The sequence below is a fragment of the Rhodanobacter sp. UC4438_H5 genome (genome assembly GCF_052978405.1).
In genome coordinates, this window is record NZ_CM129672.1 from 1,148,750 (window position 1) to 1,169,762 (window position 21,013).

18 protein-coding genes and 1 tRNA gene are annotated in these 21,013 nt (G+C 65.7%); all 19 read right to left on the bottom strand.

The genetic code is table 11. The features are described from left to right. Positions 1-22: 22 nt before the first annotated feature. Positions 23-1,528 (bottom strand): transcription termination factor NusA, encoded by a 1,506-nt coding sequence (nusA, locus tag ACVCL9_RS05295; RefSeq protein WP_395118588.1) that lies wholly within the window; start codon positions 1,526-1,528, stop codon positions 23-25. A gap of 113 nt (positions 1,529-1,641) precedes the next feature. Continuing rightward, a complete protein-coding gene (locus ACVCL9_RS05300; protein ID WP_447098850.1) occupies positions 1,642-2,169 on the bottom strand; it encodes a ribosome maturation factor RimP in 528 nt (175 codons plus the stop codon). Positions 2,170-2,350: 181 nt separating this feature from the next. Further along, positions 2,351-2,427: transfer RNA gene (locus ACVCL9_RS05305), tRNA-Met, on the bottom strand. A 90-nt stretch (positions 2,428-2,517) separates the two neighbouring features. Next, complete coding sequence (gene nuoN / locus ACVCL9_RS05310) at positions 2,518-3,972, bottom strand: NADH-quinone oxidoreductase subunit NuoN (RefSeq protein WP_447098849.1); 1,455 nt, start codon at positions 3,970-3,972, stop codon at positions 2,518-2,520. A gap of 12 nt (positions 3,973-3,984) precedes the next feature. Then, positions 3,985-5,490: a complex I subunit 4 family protein gene (locus ACVCL9_RS05315; RefSeq protein WP_447098848.1), complete on the bottom strand. Its 1,506-nt coding sequence runs from the start codon at positions 5,488-5,490 to the stop codon at positions 3,985-3,987. A 14-nt stretch (positions 5,491-5,504) separates the two neighbouring features. Further along, complete coding sequence (gene nuoL / locus ACVCL9_RS05320; RefSeq protein ID WP_447098847.1) at positions 5,505-7,532, bottom strand: NADH-quinone oxidoreductase subunit L; 2,028 nt, start codon at positions 7,530-7,532, stop codon at positions 5,505-5,507. A gap of 4 nt (positions 7,533-7,536) precedes the next feature. Beyond that, on the bottom strand, positions 7,537-7,842 hold the full coding sequence (gene nuoK / locus ACVCL9_RS05325; RefSeq protein ID WP_136257167.1) for an NADH-quinone oxidoreductase subunit NuoK: 306 nt from the start codon (positions 7,840-7,842) through the stop codon (positions 7,537-7,539). After that, a complete protein-coding gene (locus ACVCL9_RS05330) occupies positions 7,839-8,495 on the bottom strand; it encodes an NADH-quinone oxidoreductase subunit J (protein ID WP_395118598.1) in 657 nt (218 codons plus the stop codon). The genes nuoK and ACVCL9_RS05330 overlap by 4 nt, the downstream gene beginning before the upstream one ends. Before the next feature lie 9 nt (positions 8,496-8,504). Then, on the bottom strand, positions 8,505-8,996 hold the full coding sequence (gene nuoI, locus ACVCL9_RS05335) for an NADH-quinone oxidoreductase subunit NuoI (protein ID WP_395118600.1): 492 nt from the start codon (positions 8,994-8,996) through the stop codon (positions 8,505-8,507). Positions 8,997-8,999: 3 nt separating this feature from the next. Further along, positions 9,000-10,052 carry an NADH-quinone oxidoreductase subunit NuoH gene (gene nuoH / locus ACVCL9_RS05340; protein ID WP_395118602.1) on the bottom strand — a complete coding sequence of 351 codons (1,053 nt, stop codon included), beginning with the start codon at positions 10,050-10,052 and terminating at the stop codon, positions 9,000-9,002. Between the two features lie 5 nt (positions 10,053-10,057). Further along, positions 10,058-12,382: an NADH-quinone oxidoreductase subunit NuoG gene (nuoG, locus tag ACVCL9_RS05345; protein ID WP_447098846.1), complete on the bottom strand. Its 2,325-nt coding sequence runs from the start codon at positions 12,380-12,382 to the stop codon at positions 10,058-10,060. 127 nt (positions 12,383-12,509) lie between these two features. Then, positions 12,510-13,820, bottom strand: a complete 1,311-nt coding sequence (gene nuoF, locus ACVCL9_RS05350) for an NADH-quinone oxidoreductase subunit NuoF (RefSeq protein WP_395118606.1) — start codon at positions 13,818-13,820, stop codon at positions 12,510-12,512. Then, on the bottom strand, positions 13,820-14,386 hold the full coding sequence (gene nuoE, locus ACVCL9_RS05355) for an NADH-quinone oxidoreductase subunit NuoE (protein ID WP_395118608.1): 567 nt from the start codon (positions 14,384-14,386) through the stop codon (positions 13,820-13,822). Before nuoE ends, nuoF begins: the two co-directional genes overlap by 1 nt. A 142-nt stretch (positions 14,387-14,528) precedes the next feature. Further along, entirely contained in the window at positions 14,529-15,785 is a 1,257-nt protein-coding gene (locus ACVCL9_RS05360) for an NADH-quinone oxidoreductase subunit D (protein WP_395118610.1), read from the bottom strand. Positions 15,786-15,787: 2 nt separating this feature from the next. After that, positions 15,788-16,516 carry an NADH-quinone oxidoreductase subunit C gene (locus ACVCL9_RS05365; protein WP_447098845.1) on the bottom strand — a complete coding sequence of 243 codons (729 nt, stop codon included), beginning with the start codon at positions 16,514-16,516 and terminating at the stop codon, positions 15,788-15,790. 8 nt (positions 16,517-16,524) lie between these two features. Further along, positions 16,525-17,082, bottom strand: a complete 558-nt coding sequence (locus ACVCL9_RS05370) for a NuoB/complex I 20 kDa subunit family protein (RefSeq protein WP_008435613.1) — start codon at positions 17,080-17,082, stop codon at positions 16,525-16,527. Beyond that, the gene (gene ndhC, locus ACVCL9_RS05375) at positions 17,073-17,429 is read right to left on the bottom strand and encodes an NADH-quinone oxidoreductase subunit A (protein ID WP_395118614.1); all 357 of its coding nucleotides are present in this window, start codon (positions 17,427-17,429) and stop codon (positions 17,073-17,075) included. The genes ACVCL9_RS05370 and ndhC overlap by 10 nt, the downstream gene beginning before the upstream one ends. A gap of 257 nt (positions 17,430-17,686) precedes the next feature. Next, complete coding sequence (locus ACVCL9_RS05380; RefSeq protein ID WP_136257074.1) at positions 17,687-18,040, bottom strand: PilZ domain-containing protein; 354 nt, start codon at positions 18,038-18,040, stop codon at positions 17,687-17,689. Between the two features lie 83 nt (positions 18,041-18,123). Further along, positions 18,124-21,003: a sensor domain-containing phosphodiesterase gene (locus ACVCL9_RS05385; RefSeq protein WP_447098844.1), complete on the bottom strand. Its 2,880-nt coding sequence runs from the start codon at positions 21,001-21,003 to the stop codon at positions 18,124-18,126. Positions 21,004-21,013 lie beyond the last annotated feature (10 nt).

Here is a 21,013-nt window from a genome sequence, read left to right on the forward strand (position 1 = left end):
CGGGGTGCCGCCGTACCCGCGCTCAGCCACCCTGCTCCAGCCGCGCGATCATCGGCGCGCGGGCCGCCATGATCAGCGCCGCAGCGCGCTCCTCATCCATGCCCTCGATATCGATGAGGTCGTCCACTGCCAGGTCGGCCAGGTCGTCGACCGTGCAGACCTCACGCGCGGCCAGCGCATAAGCGGTTTCCTCGTCCATGCCTTCCAGGGCAAGCAGCTCGGCGCTGGGCTGGTGATCGTCGACGCCCTCCTCCACCGCCAGCGCCTCGGTCAGCAGCGCATCGCGGGCGCGGGCACGCAGCTCCTCGACGATGTCCTCGTCGAAGCCCTCCACGGCCAGCAGCTCGGCGCTGGGCACGTAGGCGATTTCCTCGATGCTGGAGAAACCCTCCTGCACCAGGATGACTGCGATCTCCTGGTCGACCTCTAGCTTGTCCATGAACAGGACGCGTGCCGCTTCCTGCTCGGCCTCGCTCTTGGCGGTGACCTGGTCCTGCGTCATCACGTTGAGCTGCCAGCCGGTCAGCTTGCTGGCCAGGCGCACGTTCTGGCCACCGCGGCCGATCGCCTGGGACAGCTTGTCCTCGGCCACCGCGATGTCCATCGAGTGCTTTTCTTCGTCCATGATGATCGACTGCACCTCGGCCGGCGCCATCGCGTTGATGACGAACTGGGCCGGATTCTCGTGCCACAGGATGATGTCGACGCGCTCGCCGTTGAGGTCGTTGGAGACCGCCTGCACGCGCGAACCGCGCATGCCGATGCACGCGCCGATCGGGTCGGTGCGGCTGTCGTGCGCCAGCACGGCGATCTTGGCGCGGTCGCCCGGGTCGCGCGCGCAGCCCTTGATCTCGACCAGGCCCTGGCCGACTTCCGGCACTTCCAGCTTGAACAGCTCGATCATGAACTCCGGCGCGGCGCGCGACACGAACAGCTGCGGGCCACGAACCTCGGATTTGACCTCGTAGAGATAGCCGCGCACGCGGTCGCCCACGCGCGCCGACTCGCGCGGAATGGTCTTGTCGCGCGGGATGAACGCCTCGGCGTTGCTGCCGAGGTCGAGATAGATGTTGCCGCGCTCGACGCGCTTGACGATGCCGGTGACCAGTTCGCCGACGCGATCGGCGAAGGCGTCCACCACCTGCTGGCGCTCGGCCTCGCGCACGCGCTGCACGATCACCTGCTTGGCGGCCTGCGCGGCGATGCGGCCGAATTCGGCGTTCTCGACCTGCTCCTCGATGTACTCGCCGACCTGGGCGTCGGCACGCTCGTCCAGCGCATCCATCAGGCGCAGCTGGTACGCCGGGGATTCCATCTCGCCGTCGTCGGCGATGATCTCCCAGCGGCGGAACGTCTCGTACTCGCCGGTAGCGTGATCGATCGACACGCGGATATCCGGCTCTTCGTCCGGGTACCGCTTCTTGGCGGCCGAAGCCAGTGCGGCCTCCATCGCGTCGAAGATCACGTCTTCCGATACGCCCTTTTCGTTGGCGACCGCATCGACGACCAGCAAAAGTTCTTTGCTCATTGCTGCAACTCCACAGGCGCCAGGCGGCGTCCAATTGTTGATTTTTCTGCGCTCGTCCATGAACACGTGGATCAAAGGTCCGCCATCCGTGGCAGGCTTTTCAATGGGTTCTGCTAACTCTTCGCAGGGCGCTTGCCGCCGGGCTTGGGCTGGGGCGCATAACCGAGCGCGACCCAGTCCGGCACCACGCGCGCACTCTCGACCTGGTTGTGATCGAAATCGAAGGTGCGGCCTTCCGCTTCGAGCGAAATGCGGTCGCCCTCCACCACGGCCAGCTTGCCGCGCAGGCGACGGCGGCCATCCAGCGGTGCCTTCAGCAGCACCTTCACTTCCTGTCCCGCGGCCTTGCGGAACTGCGCCGCGGTGAACAACGGCCTGTCGATGCCCGGCGAGGAGACTTCCAGCACGTAATGACCGGGAATCGGGTCGTCCACGTCGAGCAGCGCCGACAGCTCGCGACTCGCCTTCTCGCAATCCTCGATGCCGACTTCACGACGCTCCGCGCCATCCGCCTCGGGCAAATCAAGGTAAACGCGCAGGGTACTCTGCCCCTGCGATGGAGTGAACTCCACGCCAAGGCATTCCAGGCCCAGATCGGCCAGTACTTCGCTGAATCGTCGTGCCAGAGCCTGGGTATCCATCACTCACCTGAACTCGGTCGCGGAAACAAAAAATGGGCTCCAACGGCCCATTTCCCTAACTCGCCGATGATCGTCCTCGTGTCGCGTTCCATGTCCGGCGCTCGCGTTTCGCGCCGTGCGGTACATCCTTGCAGCCAACAAAAAAGCCTCACGAGGAGGCTTTCTTGCATCAAGAAAGATCTGGTAGCGGGGGCAGGATTCGAACCTGCGACCTTCGGGTTATGAGCCCGACGAGCTGCCAGACTGCTCCACCCCGCATCAGAGTCCGCAAAGTCTACCGGGATGGCGGGTTTCTTGCAAGCACGAAGATCGTCGCGCTGGCCGGAAAACCATCCGCCGACATGGGCGTCAGACGCCGAACGCGCGCTGGCACCATGCCAGCAGCGGCCCCCAGTACAGGCCGAGCGCAAGCAGCGCCAAGGCATTCACCGACAGCACCACGCGCAGCGAGGTGTCGGTCTTGACCTCCACCACCGCGCCTTCCTCCGGCGCATCGAAGTACATGACCTTGATGACGTAAAGGTAGTAGTAAAGCCCGATGAACGCGGTGACGACGCCCACGATGGCCAGCCACAACATGTCGGCGTGGATCGCCGCCTCCAGCACCAGCACTTTGGCCCAGAAGCCGAACAGCGGCGGCACGCCGGCCAGCGAGAACATCGCCAACAGCATCAGGAACGCCATCCACGGCGCCTTCTGGTTCAGACCCTTGAAATCGCTGATCTCCTCGCACTCGAACCCGGTCCGGGCGAGCACCAGCATCACGCCGAACGCCGCCGCGCTCATCAGCGCATAGCAGATCACGTAGAACAGCGCAGCCGAGTAGCCTTCAGGGGTTGCCGCCGAGAGGCCCAGCAACACGTAGCCCATGTGCGAAATGGTCGAGTACGCCATCATGCGCTTGAAGTTGGTCTGCACGATGGCGACCAGGTTGCCGATCACCAGCGATGCGGTGGCCAGCGCGGCCAGCATCGGCTGCCAATAATGGCTGAGATCGCCCATCCCGACCTCGAGCAGGCGCCAGGCCAGGCCGAATGCCGCCAGTTTCGACACCGCGCCGATGAACGTCGTCACCGGCGTCGGCGCTCCGTGATAGACGTCCGGCAGCCACATGTGGAACGGCGCGACGCCCAGCTCGAAACCGATGCCCACCAGCATGAATATCAGGCCCAGCAGCAACAGCTTGGGTGCCGTGGTGTAGGCCATCACGCCATGCAGCTGCGCCAGATCCAGTGTCGGCGTGCCGCCCATGCCCGACGCGCCGTAGACCATCGACATGCCGTAGAGCAGCATGCCGGAAGCAAGGGCACTCAGCACGAAGTACTTGATCGCCGCCTCCGGCGGCAGGCGGGCATCGCGGTTGAGCGCGACCAGCGCATAGGACGACAGCGAGAGCAGCGCCAGGCCGAGGTAGATCGTTACCAGGTTGCCGGCCGACACCATCACCATCACGCCGAGCGCGGCGAAAATCATCAACGCGTAGAACTCGCCGCCGAACAGCTTGCGGTCGATCATGTAGGGCCGCGCGTACACGAACACCACCGCGGTGATGCCCAGCGCGAAGACCTTGAGGATCTCCGCCACGTGGTCGCGCACGAACATGCCGTTGAACGCGGTTGCGGTCTGTTCGGGCTGGCCGGCGACCACCAGGTAGATCGCCACCAGCAGCACGGCGATGGAGATCCAGTGCAGCTGCGGGCGCTGCGCCGGTTTCATGAACGCGTCCAGCAGCAGGATCAGGCACACCGCCACCACCAGGTAAAGCTCCGGCAGCAGGGTCAGGATGTCATAGAGAGTGGGCATGTTCGCTTCTGCTCAGATCTTGTGGACGGCAAGTTGCTGCACCAGGTGCGCCACCGAGCTGTCCATCAGGTGGATCAGCGGCTGCGGCCACACGCCGATGGCAAGGACCGCAACGGCAAAGCCGATCAGCACCCAGGTTTCACGCGGGGTCATCGGCGTCATGTGCTTGACGTGTTCGGTGGTCACCGGGCCCCACAGCACGCGCTTGACCAACCACAAGGTGTAGCCGGCACCGATGATCAGGGTGAACGTGGCAAACAACGCGATCCACGGGCTGGCGCTGAAGCTGGCCAGGATCACCATGAACTCGCCGACGAAACCGCTGGTGCCCGGCAGGCCGCAGTTCGCCATCGCGAACAAGACGTAGAAGAGGCCGAACCACGGCATCATGTTGATGACGCCGCCGTAGTCCTTGATCTGGCGCGTGTGGGTGCGGTCGTACATCACGCCGATGCAGGTGAACATGGCGCCGGAGACGAAACCGTGCGAAATCATCTGCACCATCGCGCCCTGCATGCCCAGGCTGGCCATGTCGGTATTGCCGCCTTCACGCACCAGCATGAAGGCCATGAAGATGCCCAGGGTGACAAAGCCCATGTGCGCCACGGACGAATAGGCCACCAGCTTCTTCATGTCCTCCTGCACCAGCGCGACATAGCCGATGTAGACGATCGCGACCAGGCTGAGCACGATCACGATCCACGCGAAGTGCGCACCGGCGTCCGGGGTGATCGGCAGGATGAAGCGCACCATGCCGTAGGTGCCGATCTTCAGCATCACCGCCGCCAGCCACACCGAACCGCCGGTGGGCGCCTCGACGTGCGCGTCGGGCAACCAGGTGTGCACCGGCACCATCGGCACCTTGATCGCGAAGGCGATCAGGAAGCCGAAGAACAGCCAGGCCTGCTCCTTCATCGTCAGCGGCAGCGCCGCCAGCGTCGCCAGATCGAACGTGTGCGCCTTCTGGTACAGGTACAGCAGCGCGATCAGCATGAACACCGAACCGGTGAACGTGTAGATGAACAGCTTCAACGTCGCGTACACGCGCCGCGGACCGCCCCACATGCCGATCAGGATGTACATCGGGATCAGCACCGCCTCGAAGAAGGCGTAGAACACCAGCGCGTCGGTGGCGCAGAACACGCCGATCAGCAGGCCCTCCAGCAACAGCATGCAGGCCATGTACTGGTGCGGACGGTTCTGGATGACCTTCCACGCGCCGGCGATGACCAGGATGCCGACGAAGGTCGTCATCAGGATCAGCGCGACGGAGATGCCGTCCACCGCCAGGGTGAAATGCACGCCCCAGGTCGAGATCCACACATGGGTTTCCTGCAGCTGCATCACCGACCCTTCCGGGTCGTAGCGCAGCAGCCACAGGCTGATCACGAAGGTCGCGATGGTAATCAGCAGCGCCAGCCAGCGCGCCAGCATCGGCCGGGCGGAACCGGCCAGCAGCACCGGCACCGCGCCGACGATGGGCAGCCAGATCAGCAGACTGAGAAGATGATTGAACATGGAGCCTGCTTCCCCTAGTTGCCGAACAGTCGATAGCCGCCAAACAGCACGATCACGCCGATGATCATGGCGAACGCGTAGTGGTAGAGGTAACCGGTCTGGAGTCTCCGCAGCAATGCCGCGCCGCGATGGACCAGCCGCACCGACCCGTTCACCGCCACGCCGTCGATCACGCCGGCGTCGCTGAACTTCCAGAACAGGCGCCCCATCTTCTGCCCGCCGCTGGCAAACAGCGCGTACTCCACTTCATCCGCCCAGTACTTGCGGTCGAGCACCGTCCACAATGGCTTGAGCGCCTGCTTGATCCGACCGGCCAGCGCGGGATTGAACACGTAGATGTAGGTACAGATCACGAAGGCCGCCACCACCAGCAGGAACGGCAGCTGGGTGAAGCCGTGCAACGCCATCACCGCCGCGCCATGGAACTCCTGGCCCAGCTCGGCCAGCACGTTGTTGGCCTCGTCCACGTGGATCGCGCTGCCGAACCAGTTGCCGAACAGCATCGGCGCCACGGTGACGTAGCCGATCAGCAATGACGGGATCGCCAGCAGCACCAGCGGCACGGTCACCACCCACGGCGACTCCTTCGGCGCATGCGCCAGCACGCCCGGTTCATGGTGGTCGTGATCGTCATGACCGTGACCATGCGAGGCGACGACAGTGAAGCGCTCCTTGCCGTGGAAGGTCAGGTACATCTGGCGGAACGTGTACAGGCCCGTGACCAGTGCACCGGCCATCACGCAGAAGTACGCATAGTTGGCGCCCCAGCGATGCGACAGGCCGACCGCCTCGATGATCGCATCCTTGGAGTAGAAACCCGAGGTGAACGGCACCGCCACCAGCGCCAGCGAGCCGATCCACATGGTGATCCAGGTGATCGGCATGTACTTGCGCAGGCCGCCCATGTAGCGCATGTCCTGCTCGTGGTGCATGGCGATGATCACCGAGCCGGCACCGAGGAACAGCAGCGCCTTGAAGAAGGCGTGGGTCATCAGGTGGAATACCGCGCCGGAGTACATCGACACGCCCAGCGCCACCGTCATGTAGCCCAGCTGCGACAGCGTCGAGTACGCCACCACGCGCTTGATGTCATTTTGGACTATGCCAATCAACCCGGTGAACAGCGCAGTCGTGGCGCCGATCACCAGCACGAAGCTCAGCGCAGTCGAGGACATCTCGAACAGCGGCGACATGCGCGCCACCATGAAGATGCCGGCGGTGACCATGGTCGCGGCATGGATCAGCGCCGAGATCGGGGTCGGGCCTTCCATCGAATCGGGCAGCCACACGTGCAGCGGCACCTGTGCCGACTTGCCCATGGCGCCGACGAACAGCAAGATGCAGATCACGGTCGCCGCATCCCACTGCGTGTTCGCGGTGATCTGCAGCGTCTGGCCAGCCAGCCCCGGCGCCGCGCTGAACGCACTGGCGTAGTCCAGCGTGTGCAGGAAGGTCAACACCGCGGCAATGCCCAGCAGGAAGCCGAAGTCACCCACACGGTTGACCAGGAACGCCTTCAGGTTGGCGAAGATCGCGGTCGGCCGCTTGTACCAGAAGCCGATCAGCAGGTAGGACACCAGGCCCACCGCTTCCCAGCCAAAGAACAGCTGCATGAAGTTGTTGCTCATGACCAGCATGAACATCGAGAAGGTGAACAGCGAGATGTAGCTGAAGAAGCGCGTATAGCCCGGGTCGTCGCGCATGTAGCCGATGGTGTACAGGTGCACCACCAGCGAGACGAAGCCCACCACCACCAGCATCATCGCGGTGAGCCTGTCCACCATGAAACCGACGCTGGCGTTGACCTGCCCGATCTGGAACCAGGTGTAGAGGTTCTGGTTGTAGTTGTCCGCGCCGCCCACGGTGAGCTGGTACAGCACATGGAACGACAGCGCGACCGACACGATCATGCACGCGATGGTGACGGTGTGGGCGACCGCGCGACCCGCGCGGCCTAGGAACGGGCTGACGAAACCGGCCACCAGCGAACCGAGCAGCGGCGCCAGTGCGATGGTCAACAGGACGCTCGTGGAAAGACCCATGGGTTCAGCCCTTCATGCTGTCGATGTCGGCGATATTGATCGTGCTGCGCGTACGGAACAGCAGGACCAGGATCGCCAGGCCGACGGCAGCTTCCGCCGCAGCCACGGTGAGGATGAAAAACACGAACACCTGCCCCGACACGTCGCCCAGGAAGCGCGAGAACGCGACAAAATTCATGTTGACCGCAAGCAGCATCAGCTCGATCGACATCAGCAGCACGATCACGTTCTTGCGGTTGATGAACAGCCCGGCCACGGCGATGCAGAACAGCACGGCGCCGAGCACGATGTAGTGTGCGAGCGAAATCATGGCTTGGATTCTCCTGCGGTGCCCTCGTCGGCGGCGGCCGGCGTCGGGCGTACGGCGTCCATCTTGACGATGCGCACGCGATCGCGCGGATCGACCCTGACCTGCCGGCTGGCGGATTCGTAACGCGCGCCGCGACGTTCGCGCAGGGTCAGCGCTACCGCAGCCACCAGGCCCACGGTGAGCACCAGCGCAGCCACTTCGAACGGCAACAGGAATTTGGTGTACAGCGCCTGGCCCAGCCACGCGGTGTTGGACATGCCGGCCACCGCAGCCGGATCAGCGCCCAGGTCGCGCGCATGCATCGCCCGCACGCCGATCAGGCCGAGCATCTCGACCAGCATCACGATGGCCACGATCACCCCGACCGGCAGGAACTTCACGAAACCCTCGTGCATTTTCTCCAGGTCGATGTCGAGCATCATCACCACGAACAGGAACAGCACCATCACCGCGCCGACGTAGACCACCACCAGTGCCAGCGCGAGGAACTCGGCGTCCAGCAGCATCCACAGGCAGGCAGCGCTGAAGAAGGTGAGCACCAGCGCGAGCACGGCGTGCACGGTGTTCTTCAGCGTGATCACCGAGAGCGCCGCCGCCACCGTGACGAGGCTGAAGGCGTAGAAGCAGATGATTTGCAGCGTTTGGGGATTCATCGAAGGGCCTCAGCGGTACGGCGCATCTTGGGCACGATCCGCAGCGATCTGCTGTTCGAAGCGATCGCCGATGGCAAGCAGCTTCTGCTTGTCCACCACGTTCTCGCCGCGATTCTCGAAGTGGTATTCGTGGATCGAGGTCTCAACGATCGAGTCGACCGGGCAGCTCTCCTCGCAGAAACCGCAGTAGATGCACTTGAACAGGTCGATCTCGTAGCGCGTGGTGCGGCGCTGGCCGTCGCTCTCTCGCGGAGCCGAATCGATGGTGATCGCCAGCGCCGGGCAGACCGCCTCGCACAGCTTGCAGGCGATGCAGCGCTCCTCGCCGTTCGCATAGCGGCGCAACGCATGCAGACCGCGGAAACGATTCGACTTCGGGATGTGCTCCATCGGGTAGCGCATGGTGTACTTGGGCTTGAACATGTAGCGCATCGTCACGCCCATGCCGGCAACCAGCTCCGCCAGCATCAAACTCTTCAAATAACGGGTTACCGCGTTCATGGCTTACGCTCCCACCCCGATGCTGACCAGGTCGTAGTACTTCAGCAGACCGGCGACGAACACCCAGGCAATGGCAATGGGGATGAATACCTTCCAGCCCAGGCGCATGATCTGGTCGTAGCGGTAGCGCGGGAACGTGGCGCGGAACCACAGGAAGAAGAACGACATCACGAACGCCTTGATGAACAGCCAGATGAAGCCGCCTGCCCCCAGCCAGCTGATCCAGCCGGGCGCGTCGGCGGAGATCCAGCCCTGCAGCGGGCTGAGCCAGCCGCCGAGGAAGAAGATCGCCGACAGGAAGCTGACCAGGATCATGTTGGCGTATTCGGCCAGGAAGAACAGCGCGAAGGCCGACCCGGAATACTCCACGTGGAAGCCGGCGACGATTTCCGACTCGCCTTCGGCCATGTCGAACGGCAGGCGGTTGGTCTCGGCCACGCCGGAGACGAAATAGATCACGAAGACCGGCAGCAACGGCAGCCAGAACCAGTCGAACAGGCCCTTGCCGCCGGCCTGCGCGTTGACGATTTCGCTGAGGTTGAGGCTGCCGGCCAGCACCATCACGCAGACCAGGCACAGGCCCATGGCCAGCTCGTACGAGATCACCTGGGCCGCCGAACGCATGGCGCCCAACAGCGCGTAGCGCGAGTTGGACGCCCAGCCTGCGATGATGATGCCGTAGACGCCCATCGAGGTCATCGCCAGCAGGTAGAGGATGCCTGCGTTGGCGTTGGACAGCACCATCTTGCCGCTGAACGGGATCACCGCCCAGGCCGCCAGCGCGGGGACCAGCCCGATCAGCGGCGCCAGGAAGTACAGGAAGCGGTTGGCCTTGGTCGGCAGGATCACTTCCTTGATCAAGAGCTTCACCACGTCGGCGAACGCCTGCAGCACGCCGCCGGGGCCGACCTTGTTCGGTCCCATGCGCACGTGCATCCAGCCGATGACCTTGCGCTCCCAGTACACGAACATCGCCACCGCGATCACCAGCGGCAGCACGATGCACAGGATGTAGATCAGCGGCCACATGACCTGGTTGATGAGTTGATCAGCCATGATGCCTATGCCTTGCTCAAGGTGATGGCTGCGCCGTGCGGCGGCAGCGTGGCGGTAAGGTCTTGGGCTGCCTCGATCCACACAGCGCCGTCGGGCACGGCCGCATCGACCAGCACCGGCAACTGCACCTCGCCGATGCGCGCCTGCGCGCCGGCGGTCAGGCCTTGCCGCCCCGCCTCGGCTTCATTGAGGCGGATCGCCGGCGCACGATTGAGCGGGTGCGCATTGAGCGCGGTGGCCCGGCGCAACACCGCATCGACGCGGTAGATCGGCCAGGTGGCCAACCGGGTGAGCGCGGCAGGCGCCGCACGCGTCGACAGGCCCTGGCGCGCTGCCTGCGCGCGCTCGCCGATGCCGTCGCGCAGACCGGCGATGTCGTCGAACTCGAAACCGGCCAGCTGCATCGCCCCGCCGAGCGCACGCAGGACCTTCCAGCCCGGCCGCGCCTCGCCCGGCGCCTTGGCACCCGCGATCACGCCCTGCGCCAATCCGTCGACGTTGACCAGGGTCGCGTCGATTTCGGCCAGCAGTGCAATCGGCAGGATGACGTCCGCCACCTCGCGCAGCGCGGCACCGCCGAAGGCGCTGAACGCCACGACCTTGTCAGCGCCGCGCAGCGCCTTCAGCGCCGCGGCGCCATCGGCGAAGTCGTGGGGCGGCTCGACGCCGTACAGCAGGTACGCCTTGCGCGGCTGCGCCAGCATGGCCTGGGCATCGAGCCCGCCATTGCCCGGCACCACGCCGATGCGACCCAGGCCGATGGCGTTGGCGCCCACCGGCACCTCATCGACGCCGGCACCGGTGGCTTCGCCGATGAAGTGCGCGATCGCGCGCAGCCACGAGGCCTGCGGGTGTGTCGCCGCGGCTTCGCCGAGGATCACCGCCGAGGTACCCGCCTTCAGCGCGGCAATCACCCCACCATCGCCCTGCCCGCTGCGGGCGCTGTCCAGCGCACCGGCCAGCGATGCCGGCGCCGTGGCACCGGCTTCCACTGCAGCCTTGGCCAGCCCCAGCATGGCGTCGACCAGCGCTTGCGGAGCGACGATCGTCTCGCCCGCCAGCTTGTAGTTGAAATCGAAACGAGCCGGATTCACCACGAAGACGCGCGCGCCCTTCTTGGTCGCCTGGTGCAGCCGGTGATTGACCAGCGGCAGTTCCTGGCGCAGGTCCGAGCCGACCAGCAAGGCGGCCTGTACCCTTTCCAGTTCGGCGACCGGCATGCCGAACGGTACCGCCACGGCGTGATCGGCAAAATCGAGCTGGCGCAAACGGTGGTCGAGGTGGGCACTGCCCAGGCCACGCGCCAGGCGCACCAGCAGGTCGCCCTCCTCGTTCGAGATCGACGGGTGCGCCAGGATGCCCAGCTCGCTGCCCGGCGCCTTCTTCAGTGCCTCGCCGGCGAACGCCAGCGCGTCCTCCCAGGTGGTGTCGTGCCACTGGCCGTCGCGCTTCACCTGCGGAGCATGCAGGCGATCGGGGGCGTACATGCCCTGGTGGCTGTAGCGGTCGCGGTCGGACAGCCAGCACTCGTTGATCGCCTCGTTGTCGCGCGGCACCACCCGCAGCACCTCGCCGCGGCGCGTGTGCAGCCACAGGTTGGAACCCAGCGCGTCATGCGCGCCGATCGACGGCTTGGCGATCAATTCCCAGGCGCGCGCCTTGAACTGGAACACCTTGTCGGTCAATGCGCCGACCGGACAGACGTCGATGATGTTGCCGGACAGCTCGGTTTCCACCGTCTTGCCGATGTAGGTGCCGATGACCTGGTCCTCACCGCGGCTCATGCCACCCAGCTCGTAGGTGCCGGCGATCTCGCTGGTGAAGCGCACGCAGCGCGTGCAGTGGATGCAGCGCGTCATCTCGGTGGCCACCAGCGGCCCGATGTTCTCGTCGGCCACCGTGCGCTTGCGCTCGGTGAAGCGCGACACGCTGCGACCGAAGCCCAGCGCCACGTCCTGCAGTTCGCACTCGCCGCCCTGATCGCAGATCGGGCAATCCAGCGGGTGGTTGATCAGCAGGAACTCCATCACGTCGCGCTGGTATTGCAGCGCGAGCTTGGAGCGGGTCTGCACCTTCATGCCCTCGGTGACCGGGGTGGCGCACGCGGGCAGCCCCTTGGGCACCGGGCGCCCGCCCATCTCCACCTCGACCATGCACATGCGGCAGTTCGCGGCGATCGGCAGCTTGCGGTGATAGCAGAAACGCGGAATCACGACGCCGACGGCATCGGCTGCCTCGATGATCATCGCATTCTTGCGGATCTGCACCGGCTTGCCGTCGATCTCGATGCTGACCAGGTCGGGAGCGGTGCTGGTTGGCTGCGTACTCATGCAGCAACTCCTTGGGGAGCAGGGAATGGAGAATGGAGAATGGGAGATGGGAAGGGCCGCCGGATGTCGCGGCGCGATTCCCTGTTCCCGATTCCCGATTCCCGATTCGCGCGGATGGAGAGCATGGTCATGCCTTGACCTCATCGCGCGAATCGACGATCGAGTGTCCGTGCTCCACGTAGTACTCGAATTCGTTCCAGAACCGGTTCAGGAATCCCTGCACCGGCCATGCCGCCGCCTCGCCGAAAGCGCAGATGGTGTGGCCCTCGATCTGCCCGGCAATGGCCTTCAGGCGGTGCAGGTCCTCCTGTGTGCCGTTGCCTTCGACGATGCGGGTCAGCACGCGATACATCCAGCCGGTGCCTTCGCGGCACGGCGTGCACTGGCCGCAGGACTCGGCCTTGTAGAAGCGCGAGATGCGCTGGCAGACCCTGACCATGCAGGTGGTCTCGTCCATCACGATCACCGCGCCCGAGCCCAGGCCGGAGCCGGCCTTCTGCAGGCAGTCGTAGTCCATGGTGCTTTCGAGCATGATCTCGGCCGGCAGCACCTTCATCGAGGAGCCGCCCGGGATCACCGCCTTGAGCTTGTGGCCGTTGCGCACGCCGCCAGCCAGCGCCAGCAGATCCTTGAACGAGGTACCGAGGCGGACTTCGTAATTGCCGGGGCGATTGACGTGGCCGGACACCGAAAAGATCTTCGGGCCACCGTTGTTCGGCTTGCCGAGGTTGAGGAACCAGTCCGCGCCGCGGCGCAGGATCGCCGGCACCGAAGCGTAGGTCTCGGTGTTGTTGATCGTCGTCGGCTTGCCGTACAGGCCGAAATTGGCCGGGAACGGGGGCTTGAAGCGCGGCATGCCCTTCTTGCCTTCCAGCGACTCCATCATCGCGGTCTCTTCGCCGCAGATGTAGGCGCCGGCGCCCAGGGCGGCATGGATGTCCACGTCGATGCCGCTGCCCTGCACGTTCTTGCCGAGCAGGCCGGCGGCATAGGCTTCCTTCAGCGCCGCCTCGAAGTGTTCGAACGGCTCGTGGTGGAATTCGCCGCGCAGGTAGTTGTAGGCCACCGTAGAGCCCGTGCAGTAGCAGGCAATGGCCAGCCCCTCGATCACCGCGTGCGGGTTGTAGCGGAGGATGTCGCGGTCCTTGCAGGTACCCGGCTCGGACTCGTCCGAATTGCACAGGATGTATTTCTGCATCGTGCCCTTGGGCATGAAGGACCACTTCAGCCCGGTCGGGAAACCGGCGCCGCCGCGGCCGCGCAGGCTGCTCTTCTTGATCTCCTCGACCAGCGACGCCGGATCGGGCTTCTCGGCGAGGATCTTGCGCCAGGCCTTGTAGCCGTCGACCTGCTCGTAGCTTTCCATCGCCCACGGCGTGTCGAAGTGCAGCGTCGTGTAGACGACCTGGTGTTCCTGGGGTGCGGGTCCGACGGCCATCAGTGACTCCCCTCCGCGCCGTGAGCGGCCGGACCGTCGAGGGTCAGGCCATCCAGGATCGCGTCGAGCTTTTCGGTGGTGAGACGTTCGTGGTAATGCCCGTTGACCGTGGCGGCCGGGGCGTACACGCAGGCGGCGATGCACTCTTCCTCGGCCTTCAGGTAGACGCGCCCGTCGGGCGTGCTCTGGCCCAGCTTGATGCCGAGCTTCTGCTCGCAGTGGCGGACCAGCTCCTCGGCACCGTTGAGCCAGCACGAGATGTTGGTGCAGATAGCCACGTTGTTGCGGCCCACCGGCCGGGTTTCGAGCATCGAGTAGAAGCTCGCCACCTCATAGGCCCAGATGGGCGGCAGGTCCAGATATTTCGCCACCGCGGTGATCAGCTCGTCGGTGAGAAAGCCGCGGTTCTGCTCCTGCGCGCCGAACAGCGCCTGGATCAGCGCCGAGCGCTTGCGATCCGGCGGAAACTTGGCCACCCACGCGTCGATGTGCTTGCGCGTGTGCTCGGAAAGCACGAGGAGCGGATCGACGTGCTTCACCTGGTTGTAGTTGCCGGTGGCTTTCATGGGTTTGAACCAGCGAATGGGGAATGGGGAATGGAGAATGGGAAAGGCAACGCATGCGGCGCACCGGAGCTCTCGGCGAGGGGCATCGGTCGGAAGCGTGCCGCTCTTCCGATTCCCCATTCCCTATTCCCTATTCCCGTATTCATCGATCCACCTCGCCGAACACCAGGTCGTAGGTGCCGATCATGGCCACCACGTCGGCGAGCATGTGGCCGCGCACGACGGTGTCCATGGAGGAGAGGTGGGCGAAACCGGGAGCACGCAGGTGTACGCGGAACGGCTTGTTGGCACCGTCGGAAACCAGATAGCACCCGAACTCGCCCTTGGGCGCCTCGACCGCGCAATAGGTTTCGCCGGCCGGCACGCAATAGCCTTCGGTGAACAGCTTGAAGTGATGGATGAGCGCTTCCATGCTCTCCTTCATCACCTCGCGATGGGGCGGCACGACCTTGTAGTCGTTGAGGATCACCGGGCCGGGATTGGCGCGCAGCCATTCCACGCACTGGCGGATGATGCGGTTGGACTGGCGCATCTCCTCCACGCGGCACAGGTAGCGGTCGTAGCAGTCGCCATTGACGCCGACGGGGATGTCGAAGTCCACCTCGGCATATTTCGCGTACGGCTGCTTCTTGCGCAGGTCCCATTCCACGCCGGAGCCGCGCAGCATCACGCCGGTCATGCCCCACTGCTGGGCCAGTTCCGGGCTGACCACACCGATGCCGACGGTGCGCTGCTTCCAGATGCGGTTGGTGGTGAGCAGTGCCTCGTATTCGTCCACCTTCGAGGGGAAGTCGGCGGTGAACGCGTCGAGGAAGTCGAGCATCGAACCTTCGCGCCAGCTGTTGATGCGCTTGAGGTCGGCACCCTTGTGCCACGGCGACTCGCGGTACTGCGACATCTGCGCCGGCAGGTCGCGGTAGACGCCGCCCGGGCGGTAGTACGTGGCGTGCATGCGCGCACCCGACACCGCCTCGTAGACGTCCATCAGCTCCTCGCGCTCGCGGAACGCATAGAGCATCACCGCCATCGCACCCAGGTCGAGTGCGTTCGAGCCGATCCACATCAGGTGATTCAGGATGCGGGTGATCTCGTCGAACATGGTGCGGATGTACTGCGCGCGCTCCGGCGCCTCGATCCCCAGCAGAGTCTCGATCGCGCGCACGTAGGCGTGCTCGTTGCACATCATCGACACGTAGTCGAGCCGGTCCATGTAGCCGATCGACTGGTTGAACGGCTTGGACTCGGCCAGCTTTTCGGTGCCGCGATGGAGCAGGCCCACGTGCGGATCGACGCGCACGATGGTCTCGCCGTCCATCTCCATGATCAGGCGCAGCACGCCGTGCGCAGCCGGGTGCTGCGGGCCGAAGTTCATCGTGTAGTTGCGGATTTCCTGGGCCATCTTCAGTTCTCCCGCCACTTGTCGGCGGCTTCAGCCCGGGCCTGCAGCAGGTCGGCGTCGTCACGGATCGTGCGCGGCACCAGCACGCGCGGCTCGATCGACACGGGTTCGTAGATCACCCGCTTCTGCTCGGGGTCGTAGCGCACCTCGACATTGCCGATCAGCGGGAAATCCTTGCGGAACGGATGGCCGACGAAACCATAGTCGGTCAGGATGCGGCGCAGGTCCGGGTGCCCTTCGAAGATGATGCCGAACAGGTCGAACGCCTCGCGCTCGAACCAGTTCACGCCCGGCCACACCGGGGTCAGCGACGGCACCACCGGCAGGCTGTCGTCCGCGCAGAACACGCGCAGGCGCAGGCGGCGGTTGTGCTCGATCGAAAGCAGCTGGACCACCGCGGCGAAGCGGCGCGGCTGGCTGTCGCCGCTGGGGCGCTCGGCCCAGCTGAAGCGGCCCAGCGCCTGCCCTTCGACACCGCGCGAGAAACCCGAGCCGCTGACCGTGGTGGTGTCCCACTCGACCTGGCCGTAGCCGAGGTAATCGATGCCGCACAGGTCGATCAGCTCGCCGAAGCGGAACGCCGGCTCGTCGCGCAGCGCGGTGGCCACCGCAACCAGGTCGGCGGCGGCCAGGTCGGCAATGATCTCGTTGCGCTCGGTGCTGACTTCCAGCGTGTCGCCGAAGCGCGCGACAAGCTGGTCGGCAAGCGACTTCGCGGAGGTATCGGACATGTCGGGCCTCACGAACGCGCGATGGTGCTGGTGCGACGGATCTTCTTCTGCAACTGCAGGATGCCGTGGATCAATGCTTCGGCCGTCGGCGGGCAGCCCGGCACGTAGATGTCCACCGGCACGATGCGGTCGCAGCCGCGCACCACGGAGTAGGAATAGTGGTAGTAGCCGCCGCCGTTGGCGCAGCTGCCCATCGAGATGACCCACTTCGGCTCGGGCATCTGGTCGTAGACCTTGCGCAGTGCCGGCGCCATCTTGTTGACCAGGGTGCCGGCCACGATCATCACGTCGGACTGGCGCGGGCTGGGGCGGAAGATCACGCCGTAGCGGTCGAGGTCGAGCCGCGCCACGCCGGCGTGCATCATCTCCACCGCGCAGCAGGCCAGGCCGAAGGTCACCGGCCACATCGAGCCCGTGCGCGCCCAGTTCATCAGCGCGTCGACGCTGGTGGTGGCGAAGCCGCGCTGCACGACGGGGTTGTCGCCGGCCGGGCGCAGGATGTCGTCGACCAGGTTCAGCGGCTCGGGGTTGTGCATCACCCGGCTGATGGAATCGATCACTCCCATTCGAGCGCTCCCTTCTTCCACACGTAAGCAAAGCCGATCACCAGCAGCAGCAGGAACAGCCCCATCTCGATCAGCGCGATCAGGCCGATCTGCTTGAACACCACCGCCCACGGAAACAGGAAGGCGATTTCCAGGTCGAAGATGATGAACAGGATGGCGAGCAGGTAATAGCGCACGTCGAAGCGCATGCGTGCGTCCTCGAATGCCTCGAAACCGCATTCGTAGGGGGCGAGCTTCTCCGCCTCGGGGCGACGCGGGCCGGCGAGCAGGCCGACCACCAGCAACACCACGCCAAGGCCGGCGGCAACGGCGATGAACAACAGGACAGGCCAGTATTCGGCGAGCACGATGCAACCTACCTCCGCGCCGCTTGGGCGCATCAGTGACCGGTGGGAACTTGGATCAAGTGCTCACGGTCCGACGACTTCAGTTCGGTGCATCGGCGTGGCCTGGGCCTCCGACTACGCCGGCGGATCGAAGCCACCGGCGCCCGATGTCTCGCAAAACGCGTTTGCGAATCCGCGCATTGTATCAGTGCGATGGGGTACAACAAGCCTTGACGGCTGCTGCGTTGCGAACTAACGCACGGCTTGCGCCGGGCGCGTCACATGGTCTGCGTGGGTCGCTCGGAATTGAGCGTGCCGGCGAGGATGTTCTCGATGCGGCTGCGCGCGGCCTCCGCGTCGCTGGATTCGTTGAAATGGATGCCGATGCCGGCGGTGCGATTGCCCTGCGCGCCGACCGGGCTGATCCACACCACCTTGCCCACCACCGACAGCCGCTCGGTCTCGTCGGCCAGGGTCACCAGCAGCACCACCTCGTCGCCCAGGGCATAGGACTGCGCCGTCGGCGCAAACAGGCCGCCATGCTTGAGGAACGGCATGTACGCGTTGTACAGCGACGCCGCGTCCTTGATCTTCAGCGAGATGATGCCTTGCCGGCCAGCCATCGGTTTCATGCCACGCTCCCCGCCGGGCCTGCGTCCCGGTCAACGGCGTCGATCTTAGCAGGTCGGCGCAGCGCGTCAGGCACTGCCGCGCGTCACTGCCCGGTCGTTTCGCCGGCCAGCAGCGACTGCCGTTCGTTGACCAGGTTGCCCCAGGTTGCCGGCGGCGCCCAGCCGGCAACCCATGCCGGCACGGAAGCGGCGGCCATCGGCCGCGATATCGAGAAGCCCTGCAACTGGTGGCAGCCCAGCGACGCCAGCAGATCCCCCTGCACCGGCGTCTCCACCCCTTCGGCGATCACCGCCTTGGCCAGCATGCGCGCGGTGGTGATCACGCCCGCGGCGATCGCCATGTTGCGGTCATCATGCAGGATGTCGCGCACGAAACTCTGGTCGAGCTTGATGTGCTCGATGTCGAGCTGCTGGATGTGGCTCAGCGACGCCGAGCCCGTGCCGAAATCGTCCAGCCCCACGCGGATGCCGCGCCGCCGGCATTCCTCGATGACCACCTTGGCCCGCGCATGGTCCATGCTTGGCCCGGTCTCGGTGATCTCGATACCGAAGCCGACGTCCATCACGTCAGGATAGGTGTCCAGCGCGGCGTCGATGTCCGCGAAGAACGCCGGGTGCAACAGGTGGCGGGTGCTGATGTTGACCGACACCGGAACGGGCACGCCGGCATGCAACCAGCCCTGGCAGCAGCGCAGCGCCTCGTCCAGCACGTAGCGTCCGATCGGCCGGGCAAGTTGCGGGTCGTCCAGCACGTGCATGAAGTTGGCCGGGCCGATCAGCTCCTGCTCGCGATCGTTGAGGCGCAGCAGTGCCTCCATCCCGGCCACGCCGTTGATCCCGGGCAGGCCGTCGATGTAGACGATCGGCTGGAACAGGAGCTGCAAGCGCGACTGCTGCAGGGCCTGGGCGATCCGCTCGCGCATCGCCTGCAGGCGCACCTGCTCCAGCTCCATGGCCGGCTCGTACAGCGAGCCGCGATCCTTGCCTGCCTCCTTCGCCTCGTACATCGCCATGTCGGCGTGGCGGACCAGCCCCTCGGCGCTGGAGCCGTCGAGCGGAAACAGGGTCCAGCCGATGCTTGCCGACAGGAACAACTGCTCCTCGTCCAGGTTGAACGGCACCCGCAGCGCCTGCAGGATGCAGCGGCTGATCACGTCCAGCTGCTCGCGGCTGTCCAGGCCGGGGATCAGCAACGCGAATTCGTCGCCGCCGAGGCGGGCCAGCACGTCGGCGTCACGCAGCATGCCGCGGATGCGCGAAGACGCCTCCGCCAGCACGCGGTCGCCGCCGCTGTGGCCGGCGGTATCGTTGACGCTCTTGAACCGGTCCAGGTCCAGGATGCCCACTGCCAGCAGGGAATCGTCGGCGGTGGCTCGGGTCCGCGCCTGTTCCAGCAGCTCGAACAACAGCCGCCGGTTGGGCAAACCGGTGACCACGTCGTAGAACGCCAGCCGCTCGACGCGCGCCTCGTGCAGTTTCCGCTCGGTGATGTCGCGCTGCTGCCAGATGCAGCCCTGCGCCACGCCGTCAATGCAGATCGGCATGAAGTCGCGCAGCAGTACGCGCCCGTCGGCCAGCAGCACTTCCTCGTCGCGCGACTCCTCGTTGCGCGCCACGATGCCGGCCATGCGTTCGAGCTCGCGTTCGGGCTCGCAATAGAGATGACTGATGCGAGCGTGCAGCGCGGCCGACGGCAGGCCCTCCAGTTCGCCCGGCGATTCGGCCAGCCCGAACAAGGCACAGAATGCCTCGTTGGCGAACTTCACCAGCCCGTTCGCCGTCGTCACCAGCACCCCGGAATGCTGGTTGGACAGCACCGTGCGCACGTGCTGCAGGTTGAAACGCAGATCGCGCTCGGCCAGCAGCCGCGCCGCGTGCGCCCGCTGCATCTGCATGCCCAGGCCAAGCTCGACCGCCATCTCCGCGAACACCTGGACCTCGACCGGGGTGAAAGCGTCGGCCTGGTCGGCACCGACCACGAACACGCCCACCACCGCCTCGCCCACGCGCAGCGGCAACGCCAGCACCGCGCCGTCTCCCAGCGTCGTGCCCGGCAGCGGCCATTCGCGCGGCGCGCCCGCGGCGTACTGGCGAACGCACGGCTCGCCGCGGCGCAAGGCGACGACCGCGGCATCGCCGGCATGCTTCTGCTCGTCCAGGGCGAGACCCTCCCCCGGCGTCACCACGCCATCCATGCCGGCGTGGGCATGCAGGCGCAAGCTTGTGGCCGCGTCGTCGGCAAACAGGCCGATCCACGCGAAGCGGTAGCCGCCCACGCGGCAGGCCACGTCGCTGCTCTCGGCCAGCAGCAGGGTTTCGTCAGGGCTGTGCGTGACCACCTTGATCATCTCGCTGAGCAGACGCAAGGCGCGGCGCTGGCGAGCCTCCTGCTGCACCGAGCGCTGCAACTGATGGCGTTGCGACTGCGCCTCCAGCCCCAGCCCGATGCTGGCGGCTGCCTGCTGCAGCAGCTCGGTCAACCGTGTCGAGAAGTACGCGGGGTCGGATGCGCGGATCACCAGTCCGGCGCGCACCTCGCCGAACACCATCACCGGTATCGCCATCGCGGCGACCACGTCATGGCGCTCGTAGGCGGTGCGCAATCGCTGCAGGCCCGGCACGCGGCGCAGGTCGGGCTCGATCTGCGGCACGCCGCGCCAGAACGAGGGCCGCACCAGGGACAGCGGGGTCTGTTCGGGGTAGATGTCCTGCATGTCCGCGGCCACCGCCACCGGCGCCACCCGCTGGAACCATCCGGCCGCGTGGTCGGCCTCGCCGATCATCACCAGCATCGCGCCCAGGCGCCGCTGCAGCACCTCGATGATGGCGTCGTAGAGTTCCGGAGGTTCCACCGCGCGAACCAGCAACTGGCCGATCTCGGACAGCGCCGCGTAATAGCTCTCGCTGGTCGCAGCCGTGGCGCCCGTATTGACCCGCATCGCGTCCGGCTCTTCGAGGTGCATGCCGTCTTCC